Origin of the sequence: Blautia sp. 2227st1_G12_2227SCRN_220401, assembly GCF_039062885.1 — a bacterium.
Lineage (GTDB): Bacteria > Bacillota > Clostridia > Lachnospirales > Lachnospiraceae > Blautia_A > Blautia_A fusiformis.
Window position 1 is genome coordinate 54058 of the sequence record NZ_JBCLNI010000001.1, and the last position, 24181, is coordinate 78238.

Consider the following 24181-nt stretch of genomic DNA (forward strand, 5'->3'; position numbering starts at 1 on the left):
TTTTAAGGAAGTTATTTTCTGACAGGAATTGTTTTTTCGTGCTGTAGGAAACGAAAAATCCCTTGTAAATACTGGTTTTTCATAAAATATGATGTTTATTGTCAAGTAGTTGCAGAAAACCCATTTTTTGACCAAACGCCCTGAACGGCCTTTTTTCAGAGGGTTTTCAGTAGGTAAAATGACATATTATTTAATATGAGTTATATATTGTACAGACTGCTTATTAATTCGACTGGTTTGTACAATATGCATAACTAAAGAAAGGAAAACTATGAGAAAACTAGCATTAAGTGATGAAATATTGCTAAAAGTAGACAAAGCAGCCCGATATATTGGTGGCGAAGTCAATTCCGTAGTAAAGGATCTGTCAAAAATTGACATCAGATTTGCCATGTGCTTCCCGGATGTCTACGAAATCGGCATGTCCAACCTCGGTATGATGATCCTCTACAACATGTTCAACCAGCGTGAGGATGTTTGGTGTGAGCGCCTCTTTTCTCCATGGCCGGATCTGGATAAGGTGATGAGGGAGAAGAAGATTCCGTTGTTTGCACTGGAATCCCAGGAACCGATCCGGGATTTTGATTTTCTTGGAATTACGATTGGGTACGAAATGTGCTACACCAATATTCTGCAGGTACTGGATCTCAGTGGTATCCCGTTGAAGAGCGCAGACCGTGGTGAGGATTTCCCTATTGTGATTGGTGGCGGTGCCTGTGCGTATAATCCGGAGCCGCTGGCACCTTTTTTTGATATGTTTTATATCGGAGAAGGGGAAACGGTTTATGATGCACTTTTTGATGCATACAAGGCCAATAAAAAGGCTGGCGGCAGCAGGAGAGATTTCCTTCTGGCAGCAGCTAAGATTCCTGGAATTTATGTTCCGTCTCTCTATGAAGTTACCTATAAAGAAGATGGTACGATCGCATCCTTTGCACCGACGGCGGATGGTGTTCCTGAGAAGGTCCAGAAACAGCTGATCATTGATATGGAAAAGGAATATCGTGCTGTGGAGGCACCGGTCGTTCCTCACATTAAGGCAACACAGGATCGTGTAACTCTTGAAATCCAGAGAGGATGCATTCGAGGCTGTCGTTTCTGCCAGGCAGGTATGATCTATCGTCCGACCCGTGAACGTGATGTGGAAACTCTGAAAGAATCGGCGCGTATTATGCTGAAAAATACAGGTCATGAGGAGATTTCCCTCAGTTCTTTAAGTTCCAGTGACTATTCCCAGCTGAAAGAACTGGTGAATTTCCTGATCGAGGAATTCCACGGAAAAGCAATCAACATTTCCCTGCCATCTCTTCGAATTGATGCTTTTGCGCTGGATGTTATGAGTAAAGTGCAGGATGTAAAGAAAAGCAGCCTGACTTTTGCTCCGGAGGCCGGTTCTCAGCGACTTCGTGACGTTATCAACAAAGGTCTGACAGAGGAAGTGATCCTCCATGGTGCGGGCGAAGCATTCAAGGGTGGCTGGAATCAGGTGAAGCTTTACTTTATGCTCGGTCTTCCCACAGAAACAGAAGACGATATGAAGGGGATTGCTCATCTGGCACAGAAGATCGCAGAGACCTATTATGAGGTAGTTCCGAAAGAACAGCGTAAAGGTAAGGTACAGATCAACGTCAGCACATCTTTCTTTGTGCCGAAGCCGTTTACCCCATTTCAGTGGGCACCAATGTATACAGAGCAGGATTTTGTGGAAAAAGCCAAGGTGGTTAAAAATGAAGTCCGCGCCCAGCTGAATCAGAGAAGTATCCGTTATAACTGGCATGAACCGGATGTAACAGCTCTGGAAGGATTTCTCGCACGCGGGGACAGACGATGCGCGGATGTGATCCTGAAGGCTTATGAAAAAGGTGCCCTTTACGATGCCTGGACAGAAAATTTTGATTATGATATCTGGAAGGAAGCTATGGCTGAATGCGGAGTGGATATGACATTCTACACACTTCGTGAAAGAAGCCTGGATGAGATCCTTCCATGGGATTTCATTGATACCGGTGTCAGCCGCAGATTCCTGGAGCGTGAATGGCAGCGTGCAAAAGAGGGTGTTGTGACGGAAAACTGCCGTCAGAAATGTTCCGCATGTGGAGCTATGAAATTTAAAGGAGGTGTCTGCCTTGAAGGTAAGAATTAAATTCAGCAAAGAGGGTCCTATGAAGTTTGTGGGACATCTGGATACCATGCGTTATTTCCAGAAAGCACTTCGTCGTGCAGAGCTTCCGGTAGCGTTTTCCGGTGGATACAGCCCGCATATGATCATGTCTTTTGCGGTTCCACTTGGAGTGGGGATGGAGAGTCTCGGAGATTATTTTGACCTGGAAATGGCAGAAGATATGCCTACTGCAGAGATCGCAGCCCGTCTGGAGGAACAGATGGCAGAGGGGATGCATATCGTTAGCGTCCGCAAGGTAGAGGATGGAAAAGCGGGTAAAGCGATGGCACTGGTGGCAGCAGCAGATTATCTTGTGGAATTCCGTCCGGGCAAAGAGCCTTCTATTGACTGGAAAAGCCGTGTGAAAGAATTTCTGGCACAGCCGGAGATCAAAGTGACCAAGCAGACCAAGCGCAGCGAAAAGGAGATCGATCTTCGTCCGAATATCTATAAAATGGAAGTAAGAAATAATGGTTTCTTCTATATGCTGGCATCCGCAAGCTCCAATTACACGAAACCGGAACTGGTAACAAATACATTCTTCAAATGGCTGGGAGAAGAACTTCCGGAATTTGCCTTTACAGTAAAACGTCTGGAAATGTATGCAGACCAGGGAGAAAATGCAAGCCCGCGTTTTGTAACGCTGGAATCATTAGGTGAGGAAATTGAGTAAACTGATCATAACAAGGATGGAGATCCATGATGTACTCTGTACAGTTGCGGCTCTTATTGAAGAGGAACGGATCATGGAGATCCGACTGGAATCCGATCAGGAAAAATCTATTCTTGGAAATATATATACCGGACAGGTCGAAAATATCGCATCCAATATCCAGGCGGCTTTTGTGCAGATCGAGCCTGGAAAGAGATGCTACTATTCTCTTGCAGAGGCACAGAGAGCTGTTTTTTCCGCAGGAAGAAAAGGAAACGGACCATTGCGGCCTGGAGATGAGCTCCTGGTACAGGTGAGCAGGGATGCCATGAAGGGAAAACTTCCGGCACTGACATCCAATCTGAATTTTACGGGAAGATATCTTGTTCTCACTACAGGAGATAAAAAGTTTGGTCTGTCTTCCAAGCTGGCACTGGAAGATCGCCATCGCCTCAGCGGATGGCTGAAAGAGGAAGCAGAGCGTCCGGATAAGGAATTCGGTATCATTGTCCGGACCAATGCCGCAGACGCTTCCAAAGAAGAGATCCTGAAGGAACTGGAGTGGCTGAAGGGCCGCTACCATAAAGCCGTAGTTCAGGGACGGAACCGTACCTGTTTCAGTCTTGTACTGGAGACAGAACCATTTTATGTGGCGGCTGTAAGGGATGCTTATGGTCGTGACCTAGATGAGATCATTACCGATGTGCCGGAAATCAGAGAAATGATCCTGGGATATCTGGAAGAGATCAGCCCGGAGCTTAAAGAAAAGCTTCGTTTTTATCAGGACAAACTTCTTCCGCTTTATAAGCTGTATCGTGTGGAAACTGCACTGGATGCGATCCAGAAAGAAAAAGTATGGCTAAACAGCGGCGGATTTCTGGTGATCCAGCAGACGGAGGCCTTTGTATCCATTGATGTAAACAGTGGAAAATATACCGGAAAGAAGAAAATGGAAGAAACCTTCCGCAAGATCAATCTGGAAGCGGCTGCGGAGATCGGCCGGCAGTTACGGCTGCGTAATCTTTCAGGTATTATCCTGATCGATTTTATCAACATGGAAAATCCGGATCACAGAGATGAACTCTTTCATGTTTTACAGAAGCTCCTCAGAAAAGATCCGGTAAAGAGCAGGGCCATTGATATCACACCATTGCATATCCTGGAAATGACCAGAAAGAAAGTAAGACGTCCGGTGATCGAGGACATTCGGGAGCTTACAAAAAAATAATAAAAATATCAAAAAAACTATTGACATAACAGTATGTCACTGTTATGATAATCGAGTATGCCGCACAAAGAGGTTAAAGAGCTTCAGTTTCAGAATAGAAGCCACCGAATTTGGCGAGTAAATAATTAGGAGGTGCCACAGATGTACGCAATTATTGCAACAGGTGGTAAACAGTACAAGGTTGCCGAGGGTGACGTAATTAAAGTTGAAAAGCTCGGTGTAGAAGCTGGTGAAACCGTAACATTTGACAACGTGATCGCAGTCAGCAATGACGGATTAAAGGTTGGCGAGGATGTAAAAGATGCCAGTGTTACCGCTTCTGTAGTTGAAAACGGTAAGAATCGCAAGGTCATCGTTTACAAATACAAACGCAAAACTGGATATCACAAGAAAAACGGACATAGACAGCAGTACACCAAAGTTAAGATCGAAAAGATTAACGGTTAATCTGGTGTCATCATGATTACAATTAAAGTCAGAAAGAAAAACGGATCTTACGAAGAATTTATTTCGAAGGGACATGCCGGTTATGCAGAAGCCGGACAGGATATTGTCTGTGCTGCGGTATCTGCACTGATCATTACCACGGTGAATTCTCTTGAAAAATTCACAGATGATAAATTTGATGTGCAGGAAAAGGATGGATTTGTTTCCATTCATTTCAGAAATGATCTTTCTGAACGGGGGATGCTCCTTATGGATTCCTTACTTCTCGGTCTGACGGAAATTGCTGGTAGTTATAACAATCGATATTTGACAGTAAAAGTCAAGGAGGTGTAACAACAATGATGAAGATGAACCTTCAGTTATTCGCACATAAAAAGGGAGTTGGTTCTACAAAGAACGGTCGTGATTCCGAGTCTAAGAGATTAGGTGCGAAAAGAGCAGACGGACAGTTTGTAAAAGCCGGAAACATTCTTTACAGACAGCGCGGAACCAAGATTCACCCAGGTGAAAACGTAGGCTGCGGTAAAGACTATACTTTATTTGCACTTACAGACGGAGTCGTAAGATTCACAAGAAAAGGTCGCGATAAGAAACAGGTTTCTATCGTTCCTGTAGACGCAGAGTAATGAAATAGGTAAAAGGCTTCAAATCGATCCGGTTTGGAGCCTTTTTTTGGAATAGAGGTGTAATATGTTTGCAGATAGAGCAAGGATCATTATCCGCTCCGGTAAAGGCGGCGACGGACATGTAAGCTTCCGACGTGAGCTGTATGTACCCAATGGCGGGCCGGATGGCGGCGATGGTGGCCGTGGCGGTGATGTGATTTTTGAGATCGACGAGGGCCAGAATACTCTCGGAGACTACAGACACAGAAGAAAATATAAAGCTGAGGATGGCCAGGAAGGCGGTAAAAAACGCTGCCATGGTGCAGACGGTAAGGATGTGGTCCTGAAGGTTCCGGAAGGTACGGTGATCATGGATGCGGAATCCGGCAAGGTCATCGCGGATATGTCCGGTGAGAATCGCAGACAGGTCGTATTAAAAGGCGGTCGTGGTGGAAAAGGCAATCAGCACTATGCAACAGCTACCATGCAGGTACCGAAATATGCCCAGCCTGGACAGCCGGCTCAGGAGCTTGAGGTTCTCCTTGAGCTTAAAGTGATCGCAGATGTCGGTCTGGTAGGATTTCCGAATGTTGGTAAATCTACTTTCCTTTCCCGTGTAACAAATGCACAGCCGAAGATCGCCAACTATCATTTTACAACATTGAGCCCTAATCTTGGAGTTGTAGATACTGATAACGGCGGCTTTGTTATCGCTGATATTCCGGGACTGATCGAGGGTGCATCAGAAGGTGTGGGACTTGGACATGAATTCCTCCGTCATATTGAGCGTACACGAGTTATCATCCACATTGTAGATGCCGCTTCCGTAGAAGGTCGTGATCCAGTGGAGGATATCCACAAGATCAATAAAGAACTGGAGGCCTACAATCCGGAAATTGCAGCAAGACCGCAGGTGATCGCAGCCAACAAGATTGACTGTATTTTTGATGATGGCGAAGAAAGCCCTATTGATCAACTGAAAGCAGAATTTGAGCCACAGGGTATTTCGGTTTATCCAATTTCAGCCGTTACCGGGCAGGGTGTCAGAGAACTCCTTTTCCATGTGAAAGAGCTTCTGGATAAGAGCCCGATGAAACCGGTAGTGTTTGAACAGGAATTCTTCCCGGAAGATGTTCTTGTAAATGAAAATCTTCCGTTTACTGTGGAGCGCAGCGAGGAAGATCCGGAAGTATTCCTTGTGGAAGGTCCTAAGATTGAAAAAATGCTTGGCTATACAAATCTGGATTCTGAGAAGGGATTTGCCTTCTTCCAGAAATTCCTGAAAGAGGGCGGTATCCTGGAGGAACTGGAAAAAGCCGGTATCCAGGAAGGCGATACGGTTCGTATGTATGGCTTTGATTTTGATTATTATAAATAAGAGGTATGACAATGACAAGTAAGCAGAGAGCATATTTAAAAGGCCTTGCCATGACAATGGATCCGATCCTTCAGCTTGGCAAGGGTGGTCTTACTCCTGAAAATACCGCTGCTGTTGAGGAAGCTCTTGCAGCAAGAGAGCTGATCAAGATCAGCGTTCTTCAGAACTGTCTGGAGGATCCACGTGAAATGGCACAGGTTCTTGCAGAGAGAACAAGATCTCAGGTAGTACAGGTGATCGGTAAAAAGATCGTTCTCTACAGAGAAGGTAAAAAGGACAAGAAAAAAATCATTCTTCCGTAATCTCGGGAGGTTATAAATGAGCAAAGCAACAAAAAAAATAGGAATCATGGGTGGTACTTTTGATCCCATTCATATGGGGCATTTGATCCTGGGAGAAAAAGCCTATGAACAGCTTGAGCTTGATAAAGTTTTGTTCATGCCCTGCGGAAATCCACCTCATAAACGGAACCGTAAGGGCAGAGCGACTGATGAACAGCGTGCGGAAATGGTCCGTCTTGCCATAGAGGATAATCCTCACTTTGAGCTGTCTCTGATCGAGATGCATGAGGAAGGCTATACGTATACTTACCGGACTCTGGAACAGCTGAATAAAGCGAATCCGGACACAGAGTATTATTTTATCATCGGTGCAGATTCGCTTTTTAATTTTGATACCTGGATGGAACCGGAACGCATTTGTCAGGAAGCAGTACTGGTAGTGGCAACCAGAGATCATACTCCATTGAAGGAACTTGATCAGCAGATGCAACTTCTGTCACAGAAGTATAACGGGAATTTTATTCGACTGGATACCATGAATATTGATGTTTCCAGTGAGCTGCTCCGTTCCTGGCATGAAAGCGGGCAGAGTCTCCGCTATTATGTTCCCAAGCCTGTGATTTCCTATATTGAGAAAAACGATATCTATAAAGGAAATGATTCAGATGGGAAAATATGATTTTATCAAGATAAAAAAGAAACTTTCCAAATATCTGGATGAGGCCAGATTTGAGCATACAATGGGGGTTATGTACACTTGTGCTGCGCTTGCCATGGTTTATGATTATGATCTGGAGGATGCACAGGCTGCAGGACTTCTTCATGACAGTGCAAAGTGTATTCCTAATAAAAAGAAACTGAAGCTGTGCAGCCAGCATGATATTCCGGTATCAGATTTTGAAAAGGATCATCCGTTTCTTCTTCATGCCAAACTGGGGGCTTATGTGGCCAGCAGTAAATATGATATTAAAGACGAAGAGATCCTGACAGCGATCACTTATCATACAACAGGAAGACCGGGAATGAGCCTTCTTGAGAAGATCGTATATATTTCAGACTATATTGAACCAATGCGTGACAAAGCTCCGAATCTTGCGAAGGTGCGAAAGATTGCTTTTGAAGATCTGGATGAGTGTATGTATGAGATTTTAAAGGATACACTGGAATATCTGGAGGAAAATCCCAAGGAAATCGACAGTACGACCAGGGATGCTTATGTTTATTATAAAGAACTCCATGACAGAAAAATGCAGGATGCAGCCAACAGACAGGAGGATTAAAATTCTATGAGTATCGAAAAAGAGATGGTCCGGATCGCCTGCAAGGCACTGGATGATAAAAAAGCAAAGGATATCAAGATCATTGATATCCATGAGGTTTCCGTGATCGCAGATTATTTTGTGATCGCAAGTGCTTCCAACCAGAATCAGGTACAGGCAATGGTTGACAATGCAGATGAAATGCTTGGCCGTGCCGGATATGAAGCAAAACAGATCGAGGGAACCAGAAACTCCAGCTGGGTCCTCATGGATTACGGTGATATGATCATCCATATCTTTGATGAGGAAAACAGACTTTTCTACGATCTTGAGAGGATCTGGAGAGACGGCAAGATTCTTGATGCGGAAGAATTTCTTGGTGAGAATGAGTAAAATTTGTTATATTAGTTTACTGTAAAAATATTATGTGAACTAAATAAGAAGAAATCAAAAAGCAGAAGTTTTCTGTTGAAAAAGAAAAGAGAGATATCTTTGTGGGGCTGTACAGCTACCTTAAAGATATCTCTCTTTTTAGATCACATTACATTGGGTGGGATCTGTTGTTTATATTTTTATGAAAAGAAACGAAATACACCAAATACTTTGCCGAGGATCTGCAGATTACCGGTGATGATGATCGGTTCCATATTGTCGTTCTCCGGCTGAAGTCGATAATAACCATTTTCTTTGTAGAAAGTCTTAACTGTTGCAGAATCATCGATCAGAGCAACTACCATGTCGCCGTTTTCTGCTGTTGCCTGCTGCTTTACAAGAACCTGATCTCCATCAAAAATACCTGCATTGATCATACTGTCGCCTTTGACAGTCAGCATGAAACTTTGTTCATTGGGCATATATTCAGCCGGGATCGGAAAGTAAGCATCGATATTTTCCACTGCCAGGATCGGCTGTCCGGCAGCAACAGTGCCTACAAGAGGAACATTGACAACCTCGCGGCGGACCAGATTAAAATTATCATCAATGATCTCGATCGCACGGGGCTTGGTGGCATCTCTGCGGATATATCCGTTTTTTTCCAGAGCTTCCAGATGGGAGTGAACGGAAGATGTGGATTTCAGGTTTACTGCTTCACAGATTTCACGGACGGAGGGCGGAAAACCTCTGTTAAGGATCTCATTTTTCATATAATCCAGTATTTCCTGCTGCTTTTTACTGATTCTGCCATATGTCATGTGTACTTACCTCCCTGGGTTGATTTTATCTGCTGTCGACCATAATATGACAGCATCACGAAATTATATTTTGAATAGTATAACATACTTTTGAAAAAATGGCAAACGGATATTCGGAAAGTATGTTCGCACGTTTTAAAGCTTGTATTCATTTAAATAAAATGTTACAATAAAACGAACTTTAAGAGATGAACGATGTAAAGGAGGCATTCATTTGCCGGATAATAAAGTACATTCCGGAAAAACTCCGGGATTCTTAGCAAAGCTTCGTAAAATTTTTGGTCTGAACATTGGAACTGTAATGTTCGGAGCAATTTTTATCTATATGATCTTTAGTGTGATTCTTTATCTTACAGCTTCTCATATGGAATCTTATCAGGTTCCCTCCGGTCCGTTATCCATGAATGAGACATACACAGGGCTGGCGATCATGACAGAGAACGTAGTGCAGGCAGATGCGGGCGGTTACGTTACATATTACGCAAGGGAAGGTACCAAGATCAATGCCAACGGTGCTGTCTACAGCCTGAACAGTTCAAGATCTGCAGACAATGTAACCTCTCTGAGCAGAGAGGAGCTGGCGGATATACGCAGTAATATGCAAAGCTTTTCCAAAGGATTTGATCCCAGCAAATTCAACAGTGCCTATAGTTTTAAATATCAGCTCAATGGAAGCATCCTTCAGTATGCTTCAGACAGTTCGGGAGCTTCTTCTGCAAGCACGACGTCTGAAGATGGAGAGGAAGCCACAGTTACAACTATAGTTTCCAGTGATCCAAATATCCGCCGTGCGCAGACAGACGGGATCATCCTGTATTCTACAGATGGCTACGAAACCAAAACTGTTGATAATGTCACAGCTGCTGATTTTGATCAGAATTCCTATCAGGAAACGGATCTGAAAACAGATGGACAGATAAAGGCCGGAGATGATATTTATACGATCATTACAGATGAACGCTGGAGTCTTTTGATCCCTTTAAGTGAGAAGCAGGCTGCTAATCTGAAGGAGCGTACATCGATCCGCGTCAAGTTCCTGAAAGATGATCTGACGCAGACAGGAGATTTTTCAATCATGGAGATCGATGGGGCTAAATACGGTAAGATTGATTTTAATAAGGGACTGATCCGATATGCGTCAGACCGGTTTCTGGAAATAGAACTTGTCACGAACAATGTGACAGGTTTAAAGATCCCGTTATCTTCTATCGTAACGAAGGAGTTTTATGCAATACCTTCCAAATATCTTACGATGGATGATGAAACACAGCAATCCGGATTTATGCTTTCCGGAAGAAATAAAAAAGGCGACAGTACGACAACCTTTGTCAGTGCCGGTATCTATGGCCGTGATGAGATCACAGACAAAGAAACACAGGAAACAAGCTATATTTATTACGTAGACAAGAATAAATTTAAAGAAGGCGATGCTCTTGTTGAGCCGGATAGTGGAGAGAAGTTTATCATCGGAGATACAGAAGTTCTGGAGGGAGTTTTCTGTGTCAATCAGGGATATGCGGTATTCCGCCGGATCGAGATCCTGGATGAAAATGAGGAATATGCGGTTGTATCAAAGGAAACCTATAATGGGCTTGTCCGATATGACCGTATTGTGAAAAATGCAGATAAAGTAAGTGAACAGGATATACTTTACTGATTAAAGGAGGATTTATATCATGGTAGCGGAAAATTTGGCACAGGTGCAGAAAAATATTAATGAATCCTGCAATAAAATTAACAGAGATCCGAATGAAGTCACACTGATCGCAGTAAGCAAAACCAAACCGGTGGAGATGCTGAAGGAGGCTTATGATGCCGGAGCACGTGTCTTTGGAGAGAACAAAGTGCAGGAGATCGTGGATAAATATGATCAGATGCCTTCAGATGTCAAATGGCATATGATCGGACATCTTCAGCGTAATAAAGTAAAATATATTGTGGATAAAGTTGCAATGATCCATTCTGTAGATTCGCTTCGCCTGGCCGAGACGATTGAAAAAGAAGCAGCGAAAAAAGCGGTTATTGTTCCGATCCTTATAGAAGTAAATGTAGCGCAGGAAGAAAGTAAATTTGGTCTGAAACCGGAAGAAGTTTTACCGCTTATAGAACAGATCGCAGATTTTTCACACATTCGGATAAAGGGGCTCATGACAATTGCTCCCTATGTTGATAATGCAGAGGAAAATCGCGAAATTTTCCGTGAACTTAAGAAATTAAGTGTTGACATTGCTGCTAAAAACATTAATAATGTTACTATGAGTGTTCTGAGTATGGGAATGACCGGAGATTACATGGTTGCCGTGCAGGAGGGCGCTACGATGGTGCGTGTAGGCACTGGTATTTTTGGTGCAAGAAATTACGCATTATAAGACTAATAAGATTGGAGATTTAAAATGGGCGTTTTAGACAAGTTTTTAGATGCCATCAAACTGAACGACGATTATGACGATGACGAATTGTTAGATGATAGCCTTCTTGAGGATGAGGACGATTATGATGACGATTTCCTCGATGAAGATGATGATATGGAAGAGAAACCAAAGAAGAAATTTTTTGAGAAATTTTCCAAGAAAAAAAATGACGAGGAAGAGGATTTTCTGGAGGATGAGCCGGAAGATGAAACGGTTAAGGCACCTGTTGCTAAGTCATCTGCAAAGACAGCTGCAGCCAAGGCCCCGGCAAGGCAGGAACGTATTTCCAGACCGGCACCTTCTTCCAAGATTACCCCAATGCGTACAAGCAAGCGTTCTTCCCAGGCTGCAAATATGGAAGTTTGTGTGATCAAGCCTACAACCATGGAGGAAGCAAGAGAAATTGCGGATACACTGGTCGATAATTCTACCGTGATCCTGAATCTTGAAGGAATCGATGTGGAGCTTGCACAGAGGATCATCGATTTTACTTCCGGTGCATGTTATTCACTTGGAGGAAGCCTTCAGCAGGTATCCAGCTATATTTTTGTACTTGGACCATATAATGTAGATATTACAGGTGATCTTCAGAATATCCTTGGCGGTTCTGTGCCGTCTGTTAGAGTGGGTTATTAACCTCATGGATAAAGAAGAACTTTTTGTTAAGAGAATCCGTGAACTGGCAAATCTGGCCTATCAGAGAGATATTACCACATTTACGGATTTTCTTAATTTAAATGAACGGAATATTTTAAACAGTCAGAATTTTCATAAGCTGGGTGTTACAGCGGAAGGTTTTGGCGGATATGAGAATGCAGAGCGTCAGATGGTAGCCTTTCACCCTGATGCTCTTGCTTTTACATGGGATTATCCCATTGATTGTATCCGGCTTGAGCCAAAAGCAGTGAAATTTTCAGAAGATCTGACACATCGGGATTATTTGGGAGCGATCCTGAATCTTGGCGTTGACAGGAGTGTTGTTGGGGATATTCTTATAGAAGATCATACTGCGAGTTTTTTCTGTCTGCGTCAGATGACAGATTTTTTTCTGGAGAATCTGTGTCGTGTAAGACATACCACAGTTGTGGCGTCGAAGATAGAAGATCCGGGTGATCTTCCGAGGCCGGAACTGAAACCAGTTAGTGGAACCTGTGCGTCCGTACGCCTGGATTCTCTGATCGCATTGGCTTTTGGGACTTCCAGAAGCAGTATTGTGCATTGTATTGAAGAAGGGCTTGTTTTTGTAAATGGAAAACTGATCACATCCAATGGTTATGAGCCCAAAGAGGGAGACATCATATCCGTTCGGAAAAAGGGACGTTTTATTTATGATGGAGTATCCCGTCAGACAAAAAAAGGACGTCTTGGGGTACGGATTCTGCTTTATATCTGAACAGCTAGGAGGAAAACGCAATGACAGCATCAAAATTACTTGTAAAACGAGAAGGTGATTTTCATTATCCCATCTGTTTTGAAGAAGATTTTTCTAATCTGGCACAGGTTATGAAGGAAGAAGGACTTGTTGACAGAAAAATCTGCATTGTAACAGATTCTAATGTGGGACCACTGTATGAAGAATCTGTAAAACAGGTTTTAAGTGAGGTAAGTTCCGATATTTCTGTGTTCACCTTTGAGGCAGGAGAAAAAAACAAAAACCTTAATACCGTTTCGGCATTGTATCAGGCCCTGATCCAAAATGGTCTTGACCGAAAAAGTCTGCTTGTTGCATTAGGCGGTGGTGTGGTAGGAGACCTTACCGGATTTGGCGCGGCAACTTATCTCAGGGGGATTGACTTCATTCAGGTACCGACAACACTGCTTGCACAGGTAGACAGCAGCGTTGGCGGAAAAACCGGCGTAGATTTTCAGCAGTACAAAAACATGGTAGGAGCTTTTCACCAGCCACGTCTTGTATATATGAATCTAAGCACTCTTTCTTCGCTTCCGGCAGAACAGTTTGCTTGCGGAATGGGTGAGATCTTAAAAACAGGATTGATCTGTGATGGAGATTTTTTCCGCTATGTATGCTGTGAGCAGAAAGGGATCAAAAAGCTGGATATGGAACAGATTGCCAGAATGGTACGCAGATGCTGTGAGATCAAAGCAGGCGTTGTGGAGCGTGATCCTAAGGAACAGGGAGAGCGTGCGCTTCTTAACCTGGGACATACTGTGGGGCATGCAGTAGAAAAACTTAAGAATTTCACCCTGCTCCACGGACAGTGTGTGGGAGTCGGACTGGTAGCTGCGGCATATCTTTCCATGAAACGAGGACTTCTGACCAAAGAAGAATATCAGGAAATCTGCCAGGGATGTTCGGATTACGATCTTCCGGTGCATGTAGATGGTCTTATCCCGGAAGAAGTTCTTTCCGCAACAAAGAAAGACAAAAAAATGGAACAGGGACATATCAGGTTTATCCTGATGGATGGTATCGGAAAAAGCTTTATCGACAAAACAGTTACCGATGAAGAAATGCTTTCCTGTATTCAGGAGATAACTCTATGATCAGTCGTGTTAACCATCATCAGAAAATGTCTTTTAGTAAGTGTATGTCGGGGGACATTTTTTTGCTGATCTTACTCGTGGCTGCGGATCAGGGAGCAAAATGGCTGTCATATCTGTATCTGAAAGGACAACCATCGGTTTCGCTGATTCCCGGCGTACTTAAACTTCATTATCTCTATCCGGAAAACAGGGGAATTGCGTTTGGAATGTTTCAGGGAAGTGTACTCTTTTTTGCCATTGTGAGTTTACTGTTTCTGGGAGTGATCCTCTATGCATGGATCCGTATTCCGAAAGAGCGGTTTTATCTGCCGTTGCTCACCATTGCTACAGTACTTGCAGCTGGTGCACTGGGAAATTTTATCGATCGTTTTTTCAGAGGATATGTGATCGATTTTATCTATTTCTCCCTGATCGATTTTCCGGTATTTAATCTTGCGGATGTTTATGTGGTTGTAAGTGGAATTTTTCTGATCCTGTTTGTATGCACGAAATACAGAGATGATGATTTTGCGTTTCTGAATATCAAACAGTGATCCGGGCAGAGATATAATGCATTTGTCTGTTCTTGTAGGAGATATAAATGGAAATATATGATTATACAGTAGAAAAAGAAGAATCAGGTATACGAATCGACCGCTATCTTGCTGAGAAAGACAGCGGTCTTTCCAGGTCTTTCCTTCAGAAACTTCTGAAAGAAGGACAGATTACCGTGGGAGAGAAGGCTGCCAAATCTAATTATAAGGTCCGTGAAAATGACAGGATCCATCTGGAGATCCCGGATTCCAGTGAGCCGGATATCGTTCCGGAGGATATTCCGCTGGATATTCTTTACGAGGATGAAGATGTACTGATCGTTAATAAGCCCAAAGGGATGGTTGTACATCCTGCAGCCGGGCATTATCAGGGAACACTGGTCAATGCAGTTATGGCACATTGTGGTGACAGCCTTTCCGGTATTAACGGAGTGATGCGGCCTGGAATTGTCCACAGAATTGATAAGGATACCACCGGGGCACTGTTGGTATGCAAAAATGATATTGCTCACCGGGATCTGGCAGAACAGCTGAAATGTCACAGTATCCGCAGACGCTACCGGGCAGTTGTGCAGGGAAATCTGAAAGAGGATGAGGGAACCATAGAGGGACCTATTGGACGGCATCCGACAGATCGTAAAAAAATGGCCATCAATCATAAAAATGGTAAAGATGCAATAACACATTACAAAGTGCTGGAACGTTTTGGCGAGGCCACGTATGTGGAATGTCGTCTTGAAACAGGACGTACCCACCAGATCCGTGTGCACATGGCCAGTATCGGACATCCGCTTCTTGGGGACACGGTGTATGGTTCATCCAAAAATCCCTATCATCTGGAGGGACAGGCACTTCATGCAATGATCCTTGGATTTGTTCATCCACGTACCGGGGAATATATGGAATTTACAGCCCCACTTCCGGAATATTTTGTTAAATTGCTGACAAAATTGCGAAAATAGCTGGAAAACTTGTGGAATATAGTGTATAATAACTATATTAAAGAGGAAGCGGAGTTAATATTTGCAAATTCGCTGAATCTGAGCAGAAAGGATGTGGCTGTTATGAGTAACAATACAACAAGTTCTATTATTACTATCGGTCGTAAATATGGCAGCGCCGGAAGACAGATCGGCCAGGAAGTTGCTAAATATTTTGGAATCAAATGTTATGATAAAGAGCTGCTGGAGCACGCAGCCAATGACAGTGGGATCTGCAAGGAGCTGTTTGAGCATCATGATGAGAAGCCAACAAACAGTTTTCTTTATTCTCTTGTAATGGATACTTATTCATTTGGGTATTCCTCAGCCGGATTTACAGACATGCCTATGAACCATAAGATTTTTCTTGCACAGTTTGAGGCAATCAAGAAGCTGGCTTCAGAAGGTCCCTGTGTAATGGTCGGCAGATGTGCGGATTATGCACTTGCAGATAATCCGGATTGTTTCAGTGTATTTGTTCATGCAAACCTTGACTGGCGTATCAACCGTATTGCTCAGAAATACAATAAAAATGCCAAAGAGGCCAAGGACATGATCAACAAAACAGACAAAAGCCGTTCCAGCTACTATAATTATTATACCAACAAGAAATGGGGATCTGCGGACAGCTATAATCTTTGTCTGGATAGCAGCAAGCTTGGCATTGATGGAACTGCGAAGGCAATTATCGAAGCCATTCACATTTATGACAGCCTGAAAAAATAAACATCAGATTTTTAGGCACCCTGCCATTTTATGGCGGGGTGTTTTCTGTATCAGCGCGATACCCTGAAGTCGGAATTTATCTTTGCAGGTTATTGGAAAATAATGTTTATGTTTTTTTTAGACACAAACCAGAGATGCTATGTTATAATCACCTGGTGGAGGAAATTACTATGAAAATTCGTTGGAACCATCGTTATGTGCAGTTAGGTGTGACTGCATTTCTGGTTATTGCTGCCAGTATTTTATTTTATTACGGGATTTTCCATATGAAATCTCTGATCACCGGAATTAAAACATTTTTCGGTATTATGGCGCCGATCATTTACGGAGCTGCCATAGCATATCTGCTAACCCCCATTGTTAATTTTTTGGAGCGGAAGATCATTTTTCCGATTTTTGAAAAAAGGAATAAAACACTTCAGAAAAAGGGGAGGAAAGTAGTACGCTGGATCTGTGTGATCCTTTCTGTATTTCTTATGTTTCTGGTCATTTATGCCCTTGTCATGATGATCCTTCCTCAATTGATTCGAAGCATCATGAATATTATTTACAGTTTTCCTCATTACGTAAGTGTAGTGGAAAACTGGTTAAACTCCGTCGTGGAAAAGGGATGGAAATTGAATCCGGATATGATCAGCCAGATCAATCAGTATTCCAGTAGATTACAGGAGTATCTGACAAATACGATCCTTCCCCAGATGCAGTTTATGATGAAAAATATATCCGCAAGCTTTCTGGATCTTCTTGTTTTTCTGAAGAATTTCCTTATTGGAGCGATCGTATCTCTTTATATACTGGCGGATAAAGAGGGATTTGTTGCCAAGGCAAAAATGGCTGTTTATGCAGTTCTTCCAACCAAATGGGCAACCTTTCTTGTTCATTCCATGCGTTTTACGCATAAAACCTTTGGTGGATTTATCAGCGGAAAGATCCTGGATTCCGCAATTATCGGTGTATTGTGTTATGTTGGAACATCGATCATCGGAACCCCATATGCGATTCTGGTCAGTGTGATCGTCGGTGTTACAAATGTTATTCCGTTTTTCGGGCCATATCTGGGAGCAGTTCCATGTATTCTTCTTATTTTGCTGGTAGATCCCATTCAGAGTTTGTATTTCCTGCTCTTTATTCTGATCCTTCAGCAGTTTGACGGAAATATCCTTGGACCAAAGATCCTGGGTGAGTCGACCGGACTGTCCAGCTTTATGGTTATTGTTGCAATCATGGTCGGTGGTGGTTTATTTGGAGTTCCGGGAATGATCGTTGGAGTTCCGGTATTTGCTGTGCTGAATGCTGCCGTATGGAAGCTGATCGGACGTAGTCTTGATGAAAAAGATATGTCTGCAGATGCTGAGTTTTATAGAGATATTGATTGTGTAGACCCCGTTTCCGGAAAGGTCCTGCCAATGCCGGTGAAAAAATCCGTATCAAAAGCACAGGAAGTTACAGTAAAAGCGGAAAAAAACAGAATCTGGTCCGGGGCTTGGGATGAAATTAAACGAATGTTTACATTTTTAGTTAAATTTATTCAGGCGAAATATATAGGCTTTCGATTGAAGCAGAAAAACAGACGGAGACGGAGGAAGAACAGGTTATGAAATTTGTAATTCAGCGTGTAAATCATGCAGAAGTCAAAGTAGACGGAGAAATTGTCGGAAAAATCGGAAAAGGGTTTCTTGTTCTGATCGGCGTTGGCCGTGAGGACACCAAAGAGGATGCAGACTGGTATTTGAAAAAGCTTCTGGGACTTCGTATTTTTGAGGATGAAAATGGAAAGACCAATTTGTCCCTGGCGGATGTAAACGGGGAATTGCTTTTGGTTTCACAGTTTACCTTATATGCAAACTGCCGTAAGGGAAACCGTCCAAGCTTTATAGAAGCCGGTGCACCGGATGAAGCAAATAAATTATATGAATATATTATTTCAGAAGCCAGTAAACAGGTTCCGGTTGTGGAACACGGAATTTTTGGTGCAGATATGAAAGTATCTTTGGAAAATGACGGGCCGTTTACCGTTATTTTTGATGAAAATCTACGGAAGTAGCCGTTTGCACTACCCATCTATTTGAAAAACTCGGGTTTGTCGTATAGATATAGATGAGTGTAAAACCACTTCTTTTAACAGGTGTTTCAGGTATTTCCTGCAAATTATGTAAAATTTATATATTAAGGAGTTTTTATGGATAACAAAATTACTTACCACGAACAAAATGACATTGACAATACTTTAAAACTCCGTGAGGTTTTAAAAACGCTTCCGCCATTTTGCAGGGATTATTTCCGGGCTATCGATGCAACGACTACAACCAAGACCAGAATTTCCTATGCATATGACATTCGTATATTTTTCCAGTTTTTACTGGAGCAAAATCCAATGTTCAAAGACAAAACCATGTCGGATTTTACAGTTGATGTTCTGGATCAGGTCAAAGCTGTTGATCTTGAGGAATATGAAGAATTTCTCAAAGTTTATAAATCCGCGGACTCTTCCAAAACGGAAACAAATGGTGAACGTGGCGTCAAACGTAAAATTTCTGCTTTAAGAAGTTTTTATGCTTATTATTATAAACATGAAATGATTACCACCAATCCGTCTGTTCTGATCGATGTGCCCAAGATCCATGATAAGAATATTATTCGTCTGGATACAGATGAGGTTGCCATGCTGCTGGATTATATTGAGCATTGCGGAGATACGCTGACCGGGCAGAAACGGATGTACCATGAAAAAACGAAGGACAGAGATCTTGCTATTGTTACTCTCCTTCTTGGTACCGGGATTCGAGTATCGGAATGTGTCGGACTGGATGTTGAGGATGTAGACTTCAAAAACAATGGAATCAAAGTTACCCGAAAAGGCGGAAATGAAATGGTTGTATACTTTGGTCCTGAAGTAGAAAAAGCGTTGAAGAAATATCTGGAAGTCAGGGAGAATATTACGCCTCTGGCAGGCCATGAGCACGCTCTCTTCTATTCTACCCAACGCCGCCGGATCGGTGTTCAGGCTATCGAGAATCTGGTTAAAAAATATGCCAGGGAGATCACAACTACAAAAAAGATCACCCCGCATAAGCTTCGCAGCACCTATGGTACTGCCCTGTACCAGGAAACCGGTGATATTTACCTTGTAGCGGATGTTTTGGGTCATAAGGATGTCAATACTACTAAGAAGCATTATGCGGCTCTGGATGATGCTAGACGGCGTCAGGCGGCCAAGGCGGTACGTCTTCGCGAGGACTGATGAATAATGGGACTGCGGAGCAACTGATTCGTTTGACATGCATTGCATATAAATATAGAGACAGTTAGTTCACATAATATAAATTATGTAAATCAACTGCCTCTATATATTTAATCAGATCAAGAAAATCTCAAATTCCCTGTAGGGTTCAAAAAACCTTAAGCAGTGATTATGGACATCTGTATTATATCCATGACCCAAAATCAAAATCCGTACTTAACTTATTTATCAAAATCTGTCTCGAATACACCCTCCGGAGTACGCATGGTAAGAACACCCAGATTAAATTCACTGTCCATAATTGAGATATGATATTCAAAGATCACATCATCATCAAATTTGGAAAGCAGCACATAGCTTCCATTCTCTTTCCCATCGATCTGATCGCAGATGTCGTCGTAAACGTCCTCTCCGGAAATCTTTCGCGGGTATCCGCTTGCTTTGATCTTCTCTTCGATCGCTTTATATAATTCTTCCATACTTTATCCCATATCCTTTCTGATATTAATTTGCTGATAAACCAGATATGTTTTTATCATACCAGATTTATCGGCAAAAATCAGCAAATATTTGGTTGTTTCTGATAAAGTTTCAGATAGAGATACCGATTATAGGATTTGCTGCATATGAAGGATTTTATTTCTTTTCGTAAAGGAATTCTTCCGGCAAAGTTACTTTGAAATCTTTTGCAAGAGCACGGAAGTCATTCGGTGTGATGGTCTGCAGTTTCTGCGGAGCCATGGATAAGATCTTAACCAGGATCTCTGCGGATTTTTCAACGGTATGAAGAAGTCCGAAGGTCAGGTCAAAATCCTCGCCTGAGCAGAACATACCATGATGCGCCCAGATAACCACATCATATTTTTTCATCAGTTCAGCGGTTTTGATCGCGATTTCTCTTCCACCTGGAACCATCCATCCGATAACTCCCACACCATCCGGAAATACTACCGGACACTCTGTTGCAGATTCCCAGAGTTCACGGGTGAATACTTTGTCATCCAGAGGAAGAACAAAGGTAAGTGCAATGGTATTGGTGGTATGTGCATGGTAAATAACACGATGTTTACCGTTGGTAAGCTTTTTCTTTACTTCATGGTTCATCAGATGAGTTGGGAGCTCGCTGGTCGGTCTTCCTCCCTCTACAAGACCCCAGCGGATACGGTAATTTGTTCCTGTCTCGTCAAGCTCAATGATCGCAAGACATACTTCCGGGTCAACGATGATATTACGGAAGTATTTTCCGCTTCCTGTTACCAGGAAAAACTCTCTGGCAAGTCCCGGAACCTCAACACCGATAGGGGTCCATTCTCCTGGCGCGTTCAGTCGTGGACGGATCATCTCTACTTCTTCTGCTTTCAGACGATAACTTAAGTTTCCACCGTTTCTCTCGTGCCATCCCTGCTGATATCCATCGTCTGCCATTTTGATAAAGCCCTGTACGAATTTAGATTCAAGAATTTTCATAATATATTTCCTCCGTGTTTAAATGTGGTTTATTGTTGGGTTTGCGATTGCTTCAATATGCTTTCTTGTTGTTTGTGACTTTATTATATGCCCGATTATGTGGATTTGTAAAGGGCTTTTTTGAAAAAATATCAATAAATCCACATGTAAAATACAAAAAATCTTGTAAACATTCAATAAACCACATAAAAATAAACATAAAGCAACAAAAAGCACGAGTGGTCAATCGTAATGACATGTACATTGAATGTGGTTTGATGTTGCTTTGCGATGTGGGATTTATAGTATGGTAGATAAACTTGGAACGCCGAAGAATTGTAAGAAAAGAAAAAACAGGAACATTTCCGTATTCTGTACCTTAGATACTCCCACGAAAATATTCCTGCTGGTTTAAAAAAGATTTTTATTTAATTTTTTCGGAAGCATACTGAGATAAGAAGTCTGTACAGTGTCCGACATGTGATATCCCAATATGGCAAGCAGATCTTCCATTTTGGATAAAATTTCTTTCCGCTCACTTTCCTGCTCTGCGATCACCTCAAGCTCCAGAAAGTCTCCAAGCCCCTCTACCTGATCCAGACAGGCGGTAAATCTGCCACATTTCATATACTTTCGCATTTTCATGACAGACGCTACCGGAGAAAAATCCAGATGGATGAGAATATTTTTAAGCACTTCTGCATCGGATACTTCTGTTTCCAGTTCCATTCGGGACATGGAGATTTTATCCAGTTTGGGCCCCTTAAAATTAATCTGAGTCTTAGAAATACCGGATCTGCAGTCTGTGCTTGTTCGGATACGCAGTGCTTCATCACGTTTTTTTACATCATGATAGACACTGTTAAAATAGGTATCTTCTTCCTGGATCTGTGCTGTCTCCTGAAATCCCTGATCTGTCAGAAATTTCAGGGTTTCCTTAAGATTCTTTAATGGAAGCTTGATCTCAATTTCAAACTGGGCCATGTGATTACTTCAGAATTTCTGCTTTTTTGTTCAGAAGTGCTTCGCAGGCTGCACATGCTGGGCAGTCACAGTATTTTGCACCGGAAGCTTTGATCTCCTCAGCATGAGCCAGGATCTTTTTTGCGTCATCTGCGCCAAATACCTGTGCGCCCATGTCAGAACCTGCAAAAGAGATCAGTCCGTCGATGGGCATGATATCTGCTTCCAGCTCTTTTACGTAAGCAGTTGCTGCATCTGCTTCTTTCTCAGTTCCTGCCGCATCCAGATAATTCTGTGCCGCTTCTTTTACTTCTTTGCATGCAGATGGTGCCTGAAGAAGATCCTGTGTTAATTCTTTAATTGTTTTTGCCATGATAATTTCTCCCTTCTGATCATAGCACTCCCAGAAATTACTGCATCAAGTTCAGCTGTGCAGAACATGAATGGTTGGAAGTGCTATAATAACAGATAAAATCTGCCTGTTATGTATTGATAACAATATCATACCACAACCCTGGATTATTTGCAGAAAATATTGAGACGTTTTTTATAAAGGCATACAGGAACATCCGATTCCCAGTCCGTCCGGGCCAATATGGCAGGAAAGTCCAAGGGAAAGATCATCACACATCACATCCATTCCCGGAAAGCTTTCCCGGATCTGTGAGATCCAGTCTGCGGTAACTTCCGCAGTGCTGCTGGAGGCAGCCATAAGATATACTTTTCCGGCATCATATTCTTTTTTGAAAGTTGTTTCCAATTCTCTGTGCATAGCATCGATCATGGCTTTTCTTGATTTTTTCATGCCTCTGCATTTCTGGAAAACATCCAGTTTACCGGTTCCAAATTTCATAACCGGTTTGATATTGAGAAGATTTGCGGCCAGTGCTGTGGTGGTATTGATACGGCCTCCCTTTTTCAGATATTCCAGTGTGCTTAATCCGACATAGATCACGGTTTTTTCACGGGAAGCTTCCAGAATATCCTTGATCTGCGGTGCTGTATATCCATCTTCCACCAGGTCTATCGCATCCAGAATGGAACGGTGAAGGGGTGTGGAAACACGCCCGTTATCTACCACATACACTTTGTTTTCGTATTTGGGTTCCTGAGACAAGGCGGCAGCAGTCATGCAGGAACCGCTTAAACTACTGCTCAACGGAATGTAGAGGATCTGATCATAAGATAAAAGCATTTCGTCCCACATTTCCATAACTTCCTGTGGGGAAGGCTGTGAAGTTGAAACATCTGCTCCTTCACGCAGCTTCTCATAAAATCCTGTTCTGGAAAAATCCAGGTCTTCATGAAACAGTTCTCCATTCAGATAAAAAGGCATGGGAAGGACATGAATATCCAGTTCCTCTGCTTCTTGTTTTAAAATGCCACTGTGGCTGTCAGCCATGATTCCAATTTTTTTCATTTTCCATTTATCTCCTGCGTAATTTATGAATGTGTTTCGCAACGCGGTTCTTTTTTATAAAGAGCTACACTTTCACGGAAGCGTTTTTTGTTCAGCTCCCGCATCTGGGAAACCTCGTTTTTCTTTACGAAACCATGACTTTCCATAAAGGTTCTTTGATCCAGCTGGTCCATATATATGGAATAATCCGTATCCTTCTCTATTGAAATCTGTTTGAGAAGCCCGGTACCGATTCCGTTTCTACGGTAATCTTTGCTTACATAAAGAAAGAGGATATTTCCGGGAGTCGGTTTCTCCGGGGAAACAGTCAATTGTTTTTTCATATCCTGAAGTTTGTTAAAATGCTCCAGATTCTTCCGGCCTTCCTTAGTAAACTTCAGGCGCAGGAAATGATAGCCTTTTTTCAAACGGAAAACCGGGGCAAAATGGCCATGAGATTCTTTACCGGTAATGAGCACCCCAACTACCTGATCACGGTAGGTTGCCACGGTAACGCTATCTCTGTATATCATATAGGTGTAAAAGAAAAGTCTGGTCAGATGTTTTTCGGTATGTGTTTCCTCAAACTCCCAGCGGTCTTTATAATTTCTTCGGATAAATTCCCGGATTATTGAAAAATCTTCCTTTTCTGCTTTCCGGTAGGCAGGTGCTTTTTTTAATAACATAGTCCATATCTCCTGTATTTTTTCATAAATAACTATCCTATACTTTAAAAGATGATCTGCAACTTAACATCAACTGTTTCTCAACAA

General features: G+C 42.5%; 29 protein-coding genes. 22 read left to right on the plus strand and 7 right to left on the minus strand.

Annotation, left to right across the window (positions count from 1 at the left end; translation table 11 throughout):
- The first annotated feature begins 271 nt into the window (after positions 1 to 271).
- From ABCM67_RS00230 to rsfS, 11 genes are all read left to right on the plus strand, one after another.
- Positions 272 to 2143, plus strand: coding sequence for a TIGR03960 family B12-binding radical SAM protein (locus tag ABCM67_RS00230; protein ID WP_147603579.1), 1872 nt, complete (start codon positions 272 to 274; stop codon positions 2141 to 2143).
- Positions 2118 to 2834 (plus strand): TIGR03936 family radical SAM-associated protein, encoded by a 717-nt coding sequence (locus ABCM67_RS00235; RefSeq protein ID WP_342992414.1) that lies wholly within the window; start codon positions 2118 to 2120, stop codon positions 2832 to 2834. Before ABCM67_RS00230 ends, ABCM67_RS00235 begins: the two co-directional genes overlap by 26 nt.
- Entirely contained in the window at positions 2818 to 4041 is a 1224-nt protein-coding gene (locus ABCM67_RS00240; RefSeq protein ID WP_147603578.1) for a ribonuclease E/G, read from the plus strand. The genes ABCM67_RS00235 and ABCM67_RS00240 overlap by 17 nt, the downstream gene beginning before the upstream one ends.
- A gap of 141 nt (positions 4042 to 4182) precedes the next feature.
- Positions 4183 to 4488 carry a 50S ribosomal protein L21 gene (rplU, locus tag ABCM67_RS00245; protein ID WP_015525170.1) on the plus strand — a complete coding sequence of 102 codons (306 nt, stop codon included), beginning with the start codon at positions 4183 to 4185 and terminating at the stop codon, positions 4486 to 4488.
- A gap of 12 nt (positions 4489 to 4500) precedes the next feature.
- Positions 4501 to 4821, plus strand: coding sequence for a ribosomal-processing cysteine protease Prp (locus tag ABCM67_RS00250; protein WP_015525169.1), 321 nt, complete (start codon positions 4501 to 4503; stop codon positions 4819 to 4821).
- A gap of 5 nt (positions 4822 to 4826) precedes the next feature.
- Positions 4827 to 5114: a 50S ribosomal protein L27 gene (gene rpmA / locus ABCM67_RS00255; protein ID WP_015525168.1), complete on the plus strand. Its 288-nt coding sequence runs from the start codon at positions 4827 to 4829 to the stop codon at positions 5112 to 5114.
- Positions 5115 to 5178: 64 nt separating this feature from the next.
- The gene (gene obgE, locus ABCM67_RS00260; RefSeq protein ID WP_021652070.1) at positions 5179 to 6471 is read left to right on the plus strand and encodes a GTPase ObgE; all 1293 of its coding nucleotides are present in this window, start codon (positions 5179 to 5181) and stop codon (positions 6469 to 6471) included.
- Between the two features lie 11 nt (positions 6472 to 6482).
- A complete protein-coding gene (gene yhbY, locus ABCM67_RS00265) occupies positions 6483 to 6773 on the plus strand; it encodes a ribosome assembly RNA-binding protein YhbY (protein WP_021978046.1) in 291 nt (96 codons plus the stop codon).
- A gap of 16 nt (positions 6774 to 6789) precedes the next feature.
- Complete coding sequence (gene nadD / locus ABCM67_RS00270) at positions 6790 to 7431, plus strand: nicotinate-nucleotide adenylyltransferase (RefSeq protein WP_021652068.1); 642 nt, start codon at positions 6790 to 6792, stop codon at positions 7429 to 7431.
- Positions 7418 to 8032 (plus strand): bis(5'-nucleosyl)-tetraphosphatase (symmetrical) YqeK, encoded by a 615-nt coding sequence (gene yqeK, locus ABCM67_RS00275; RefSeq protein ID WP_015525164.1) that lies wholly within the window; start codon positions 7418 to 7420, stop codon positions 8030 to 8032. The genes nadD and yqeK overlap by 14 nt, the downstream gene beginning before the upstream one ends.
- A gap of 6 nt (positions 8033 to 8038) precedes the next feature.
- Positions 8039 to 8404: a ribosome silencing factor gene (rsfS, locus tag ABCM67_RS00280; protein ID WP_015525163.1), complete on the plus strand. Its 366-nt coding sequence runs from the start codon at positions 8039 to 8041 to the stop codon at positions 8402 to 8404.
- A gap of 179 nt (positions 8405 to 8583) precedes the next feature.
- Here rsfS and lexA read toward each other — a convergent pair whose 3' ends face one another.
- Positions 8584 to 9204, minus strand: a complete 621-nt coding sequence (lexA, locus tag ABCM67_RS00285) for a transcriptional repressor LexA (protein WP_015525162.1) — start codon at positions 9202 to 9204, stop codon at positions 8584 to 8586.
- Positions 9205 to 9418: 214 nt separating this feature from the next.
- On the opposite strand from lexA, the gene ABCM67_RS00290 reads away from it, so the two are divergent.
- The 11 genes from ABCM67_RS00290 (at position 9419) to ABCM67_RS00340 (ending at position 19600) form a co-directional block, all read left to right on the plus strand.
- Complete coding sequence (locus ABCM67_RS00290) at positions 9419 to 10861, plus strand: HlyD family efflux transporter periplasmic adaptor subunit (protein WP_147603577.1); 1443 nt, start codon at positions 9419 to 9421, stop codon at positions 10859 to 10861.
- Between the two features lie 19 nt (positions 10862 to 10880).
- A complete protein-coding gene (locus tag ABCM67_RS00295; protein ID WP_015525161.1) occupies positions 10881 to 11573 on the plus strand; it encodes a YggS family pyridoxal phosphate-dependent enzyme in 693 nt (230 codons plus the stop codon).
- A gap of 24 nt (positions 11574 to 11597) precedes the next feature.
- A complete protein-coding gene (locus ABCM67_RS00300) occupies positions 11598 to 12251 on the plus strand; it encodes a cell division protein SepF (RefSeq protein WP_021652063.1) in 654 nt (217 codons plus the stop codon).
- A 4-nt stretch (positions 12252 to 12255) separates the two neighbouring features.
- Complete coding sequence (locus tag ABCM67_RS00305) at positions 12256 to 13008, plus strand: YlmH/Sll1252 family protein (RefSeq protein ID WP_021652062.1); 753 nt, start codon at positions 12256 to 12258, stop codon at positions 13006 to 13008.
- A gap of 20 nt (positions 13009 to 13028) precedes the next feature.
- Entirely contained in the window at positions 13029 to 14120 is a 1092-nt protein-coding gene (gene aroB / locus ABCM67_RS00310) for a 3-dehydroquinate synthase (protein WP_092069990.1), read from the plus strand.
- A gap of 62 nt (positions 14121 to 14182) precedes the next feature.
- On the plus strand, positions 14183 to 14653 hold the full coding sequence (gene lspA, locus ABCM67_RS00315; protein ID WP_326929028.1) for a signal peptidase II: 471 nt from the start codon (positions 14183 to 14185) through the stop codon (positions 14651 to 14653).
- Positions 14654 to 14700: 47 nt separating this feature from the next.
- Entirely contained in the window at positions 14701 to 15615 is a 915-nt protein-coding gene (locus ABCM67_RS00320; RefSeq protein ID WP_147603576.1) for an RluA family pseudouridine synthase, read from the plus strand.
- Between the two features lie 102 nt (positions 15616 to 15717).
- Complete coding sequence (locus ABCM67_RS00325; protein WP_022427272.1) at positions 15718 to 16359, plus strand: cytidylate kinase-like family protein; 642 nt, start codon at positions 15718 to 15720, stop codon at positions 16357 to 16359.
- 170 nt (positions 16360 to 16529) lie between these two features.
- The gene (locus ABCM67_RS00330) at positions 16530 to 17957 is read left to right on the plus strand and encodes an AI-2E family transporter (RefSeq protein WP_147603575.1); all 1428 of its coding nucleotides are present in this window, start codon (positions 16530 to 16532) and stop codon (positions 17955 to 17957) included.
- Positions 17954 to 18403, plus strand: coding sequence for a D-aminoacyl-tRNA deacylase (dtd, locus tag ABCM67_RS00335; RefSeq protein ID WP_092069999.1), 450 nt, complete (start codon positions 17954 to 17956; stop codon positions 18401 to 18403). Before ABCM67_RS00330 ends, dtd begins: the two co-directional genes overlap by 4 nt.
- 135 nt (positions 18404 to 18538) lie before the next feature.
- Positions 18539 to 19600 carry a tyrosine-type recombinase/integrase gene (locus ABCM67_RS00340; protein ID WP_022427274.1) on the plus strand — a complete coding sequence of 354 codons (1062 nt, stop codon included), beginning with the start codon at positions 18539 to 18541 and terminating at the stop codon, positions 19598 to 19600.
- Between the two features lie 221 nt (positions 19601 to 19821).
- On the opposite strand, the gene ABCM67_RS00345 is transcribed toward ABCM67_RS00340, so the two are convergent.
- The 6 genes from ABCM67_RS00345 to ABCM67_RS00370 all read right to left on the minus strand — a co-directional run bounded on the left by ABCM67_RS00345 (position 19822) and on the right by ABCM67_RS00370 (position 24094).
- On the minus strand, positions 19822 to 20079 hold the full coding sequence (locus ABCM67_RS00345) for a hypothetical protein (protein ID WP_015525151.1): 258 nt from the start codon (positions 20077 to 20079) through the stop codon (positions 19822 to 19824).
- Between the two features lie 157 nt (positions 20080 to 20236).
- On the minus strand, positions 20237 to 21067 hold the full coding sequence (rhaD, locus tag ABCM67_RS00350; protein ID WP_022427275.1) for a rhamnulose-1-phosphate aldolase: 831 nt from the start codon (positions 21065 to 21067) through the stop codon (positions 20237 to 20239).
- Between the two features lie 390 nt (positions 21068 to 21457).
- On the minus strand, positions 21458 to 22030 hold the full coding sequence (cyaB, locus tag ABCM67_RS00355) for a class IV adenylate cyclase (RefSeq protein WP_022427276.1): 573 nt from the start codon (positions 22028 to 22030) through the stop codon (positions 21458 to 21460).
- Positions 22031 to 22034: 4 nt separating this feature from the next.
- Entirely contained in the window at positions 22035 to 22382 is a 348-nt protein-coding gene (locus tag ABCM67_RS00360; RefSeq protein ID WP_015525145.1) for a hypothetical protein, read from the minus strand.
- 174 nt (positions 22383 to 22556) lie between these two features.
- Positions 22557 to 23429 carry a DegV family protein gene (locus ABCM67_RS00365; protein WP_022427277.1) on the minus strand — a complete coding sequence of 291 codons (873 nt, stop codon included), beginning with the start codon at positions 23427 to 23429 and terminating at the stop codon, positions 22557 to 22559.
- 23 nt (positions 23430 to 23452) lie between these two features.
- Positions 23453 to 24094, minus strand: a complete 642-nt coding sequence (locus ABCM67_RS00370; RefSeq protein WP_114001614.1) for a GNAT family N-acetyltransferase — start codon at positions 24092 to 24094, stop codon at positions 23453 to 23455.
- Between the last annotated feature and the right edge of the window lie 87 nt (positions 24095 to 24181).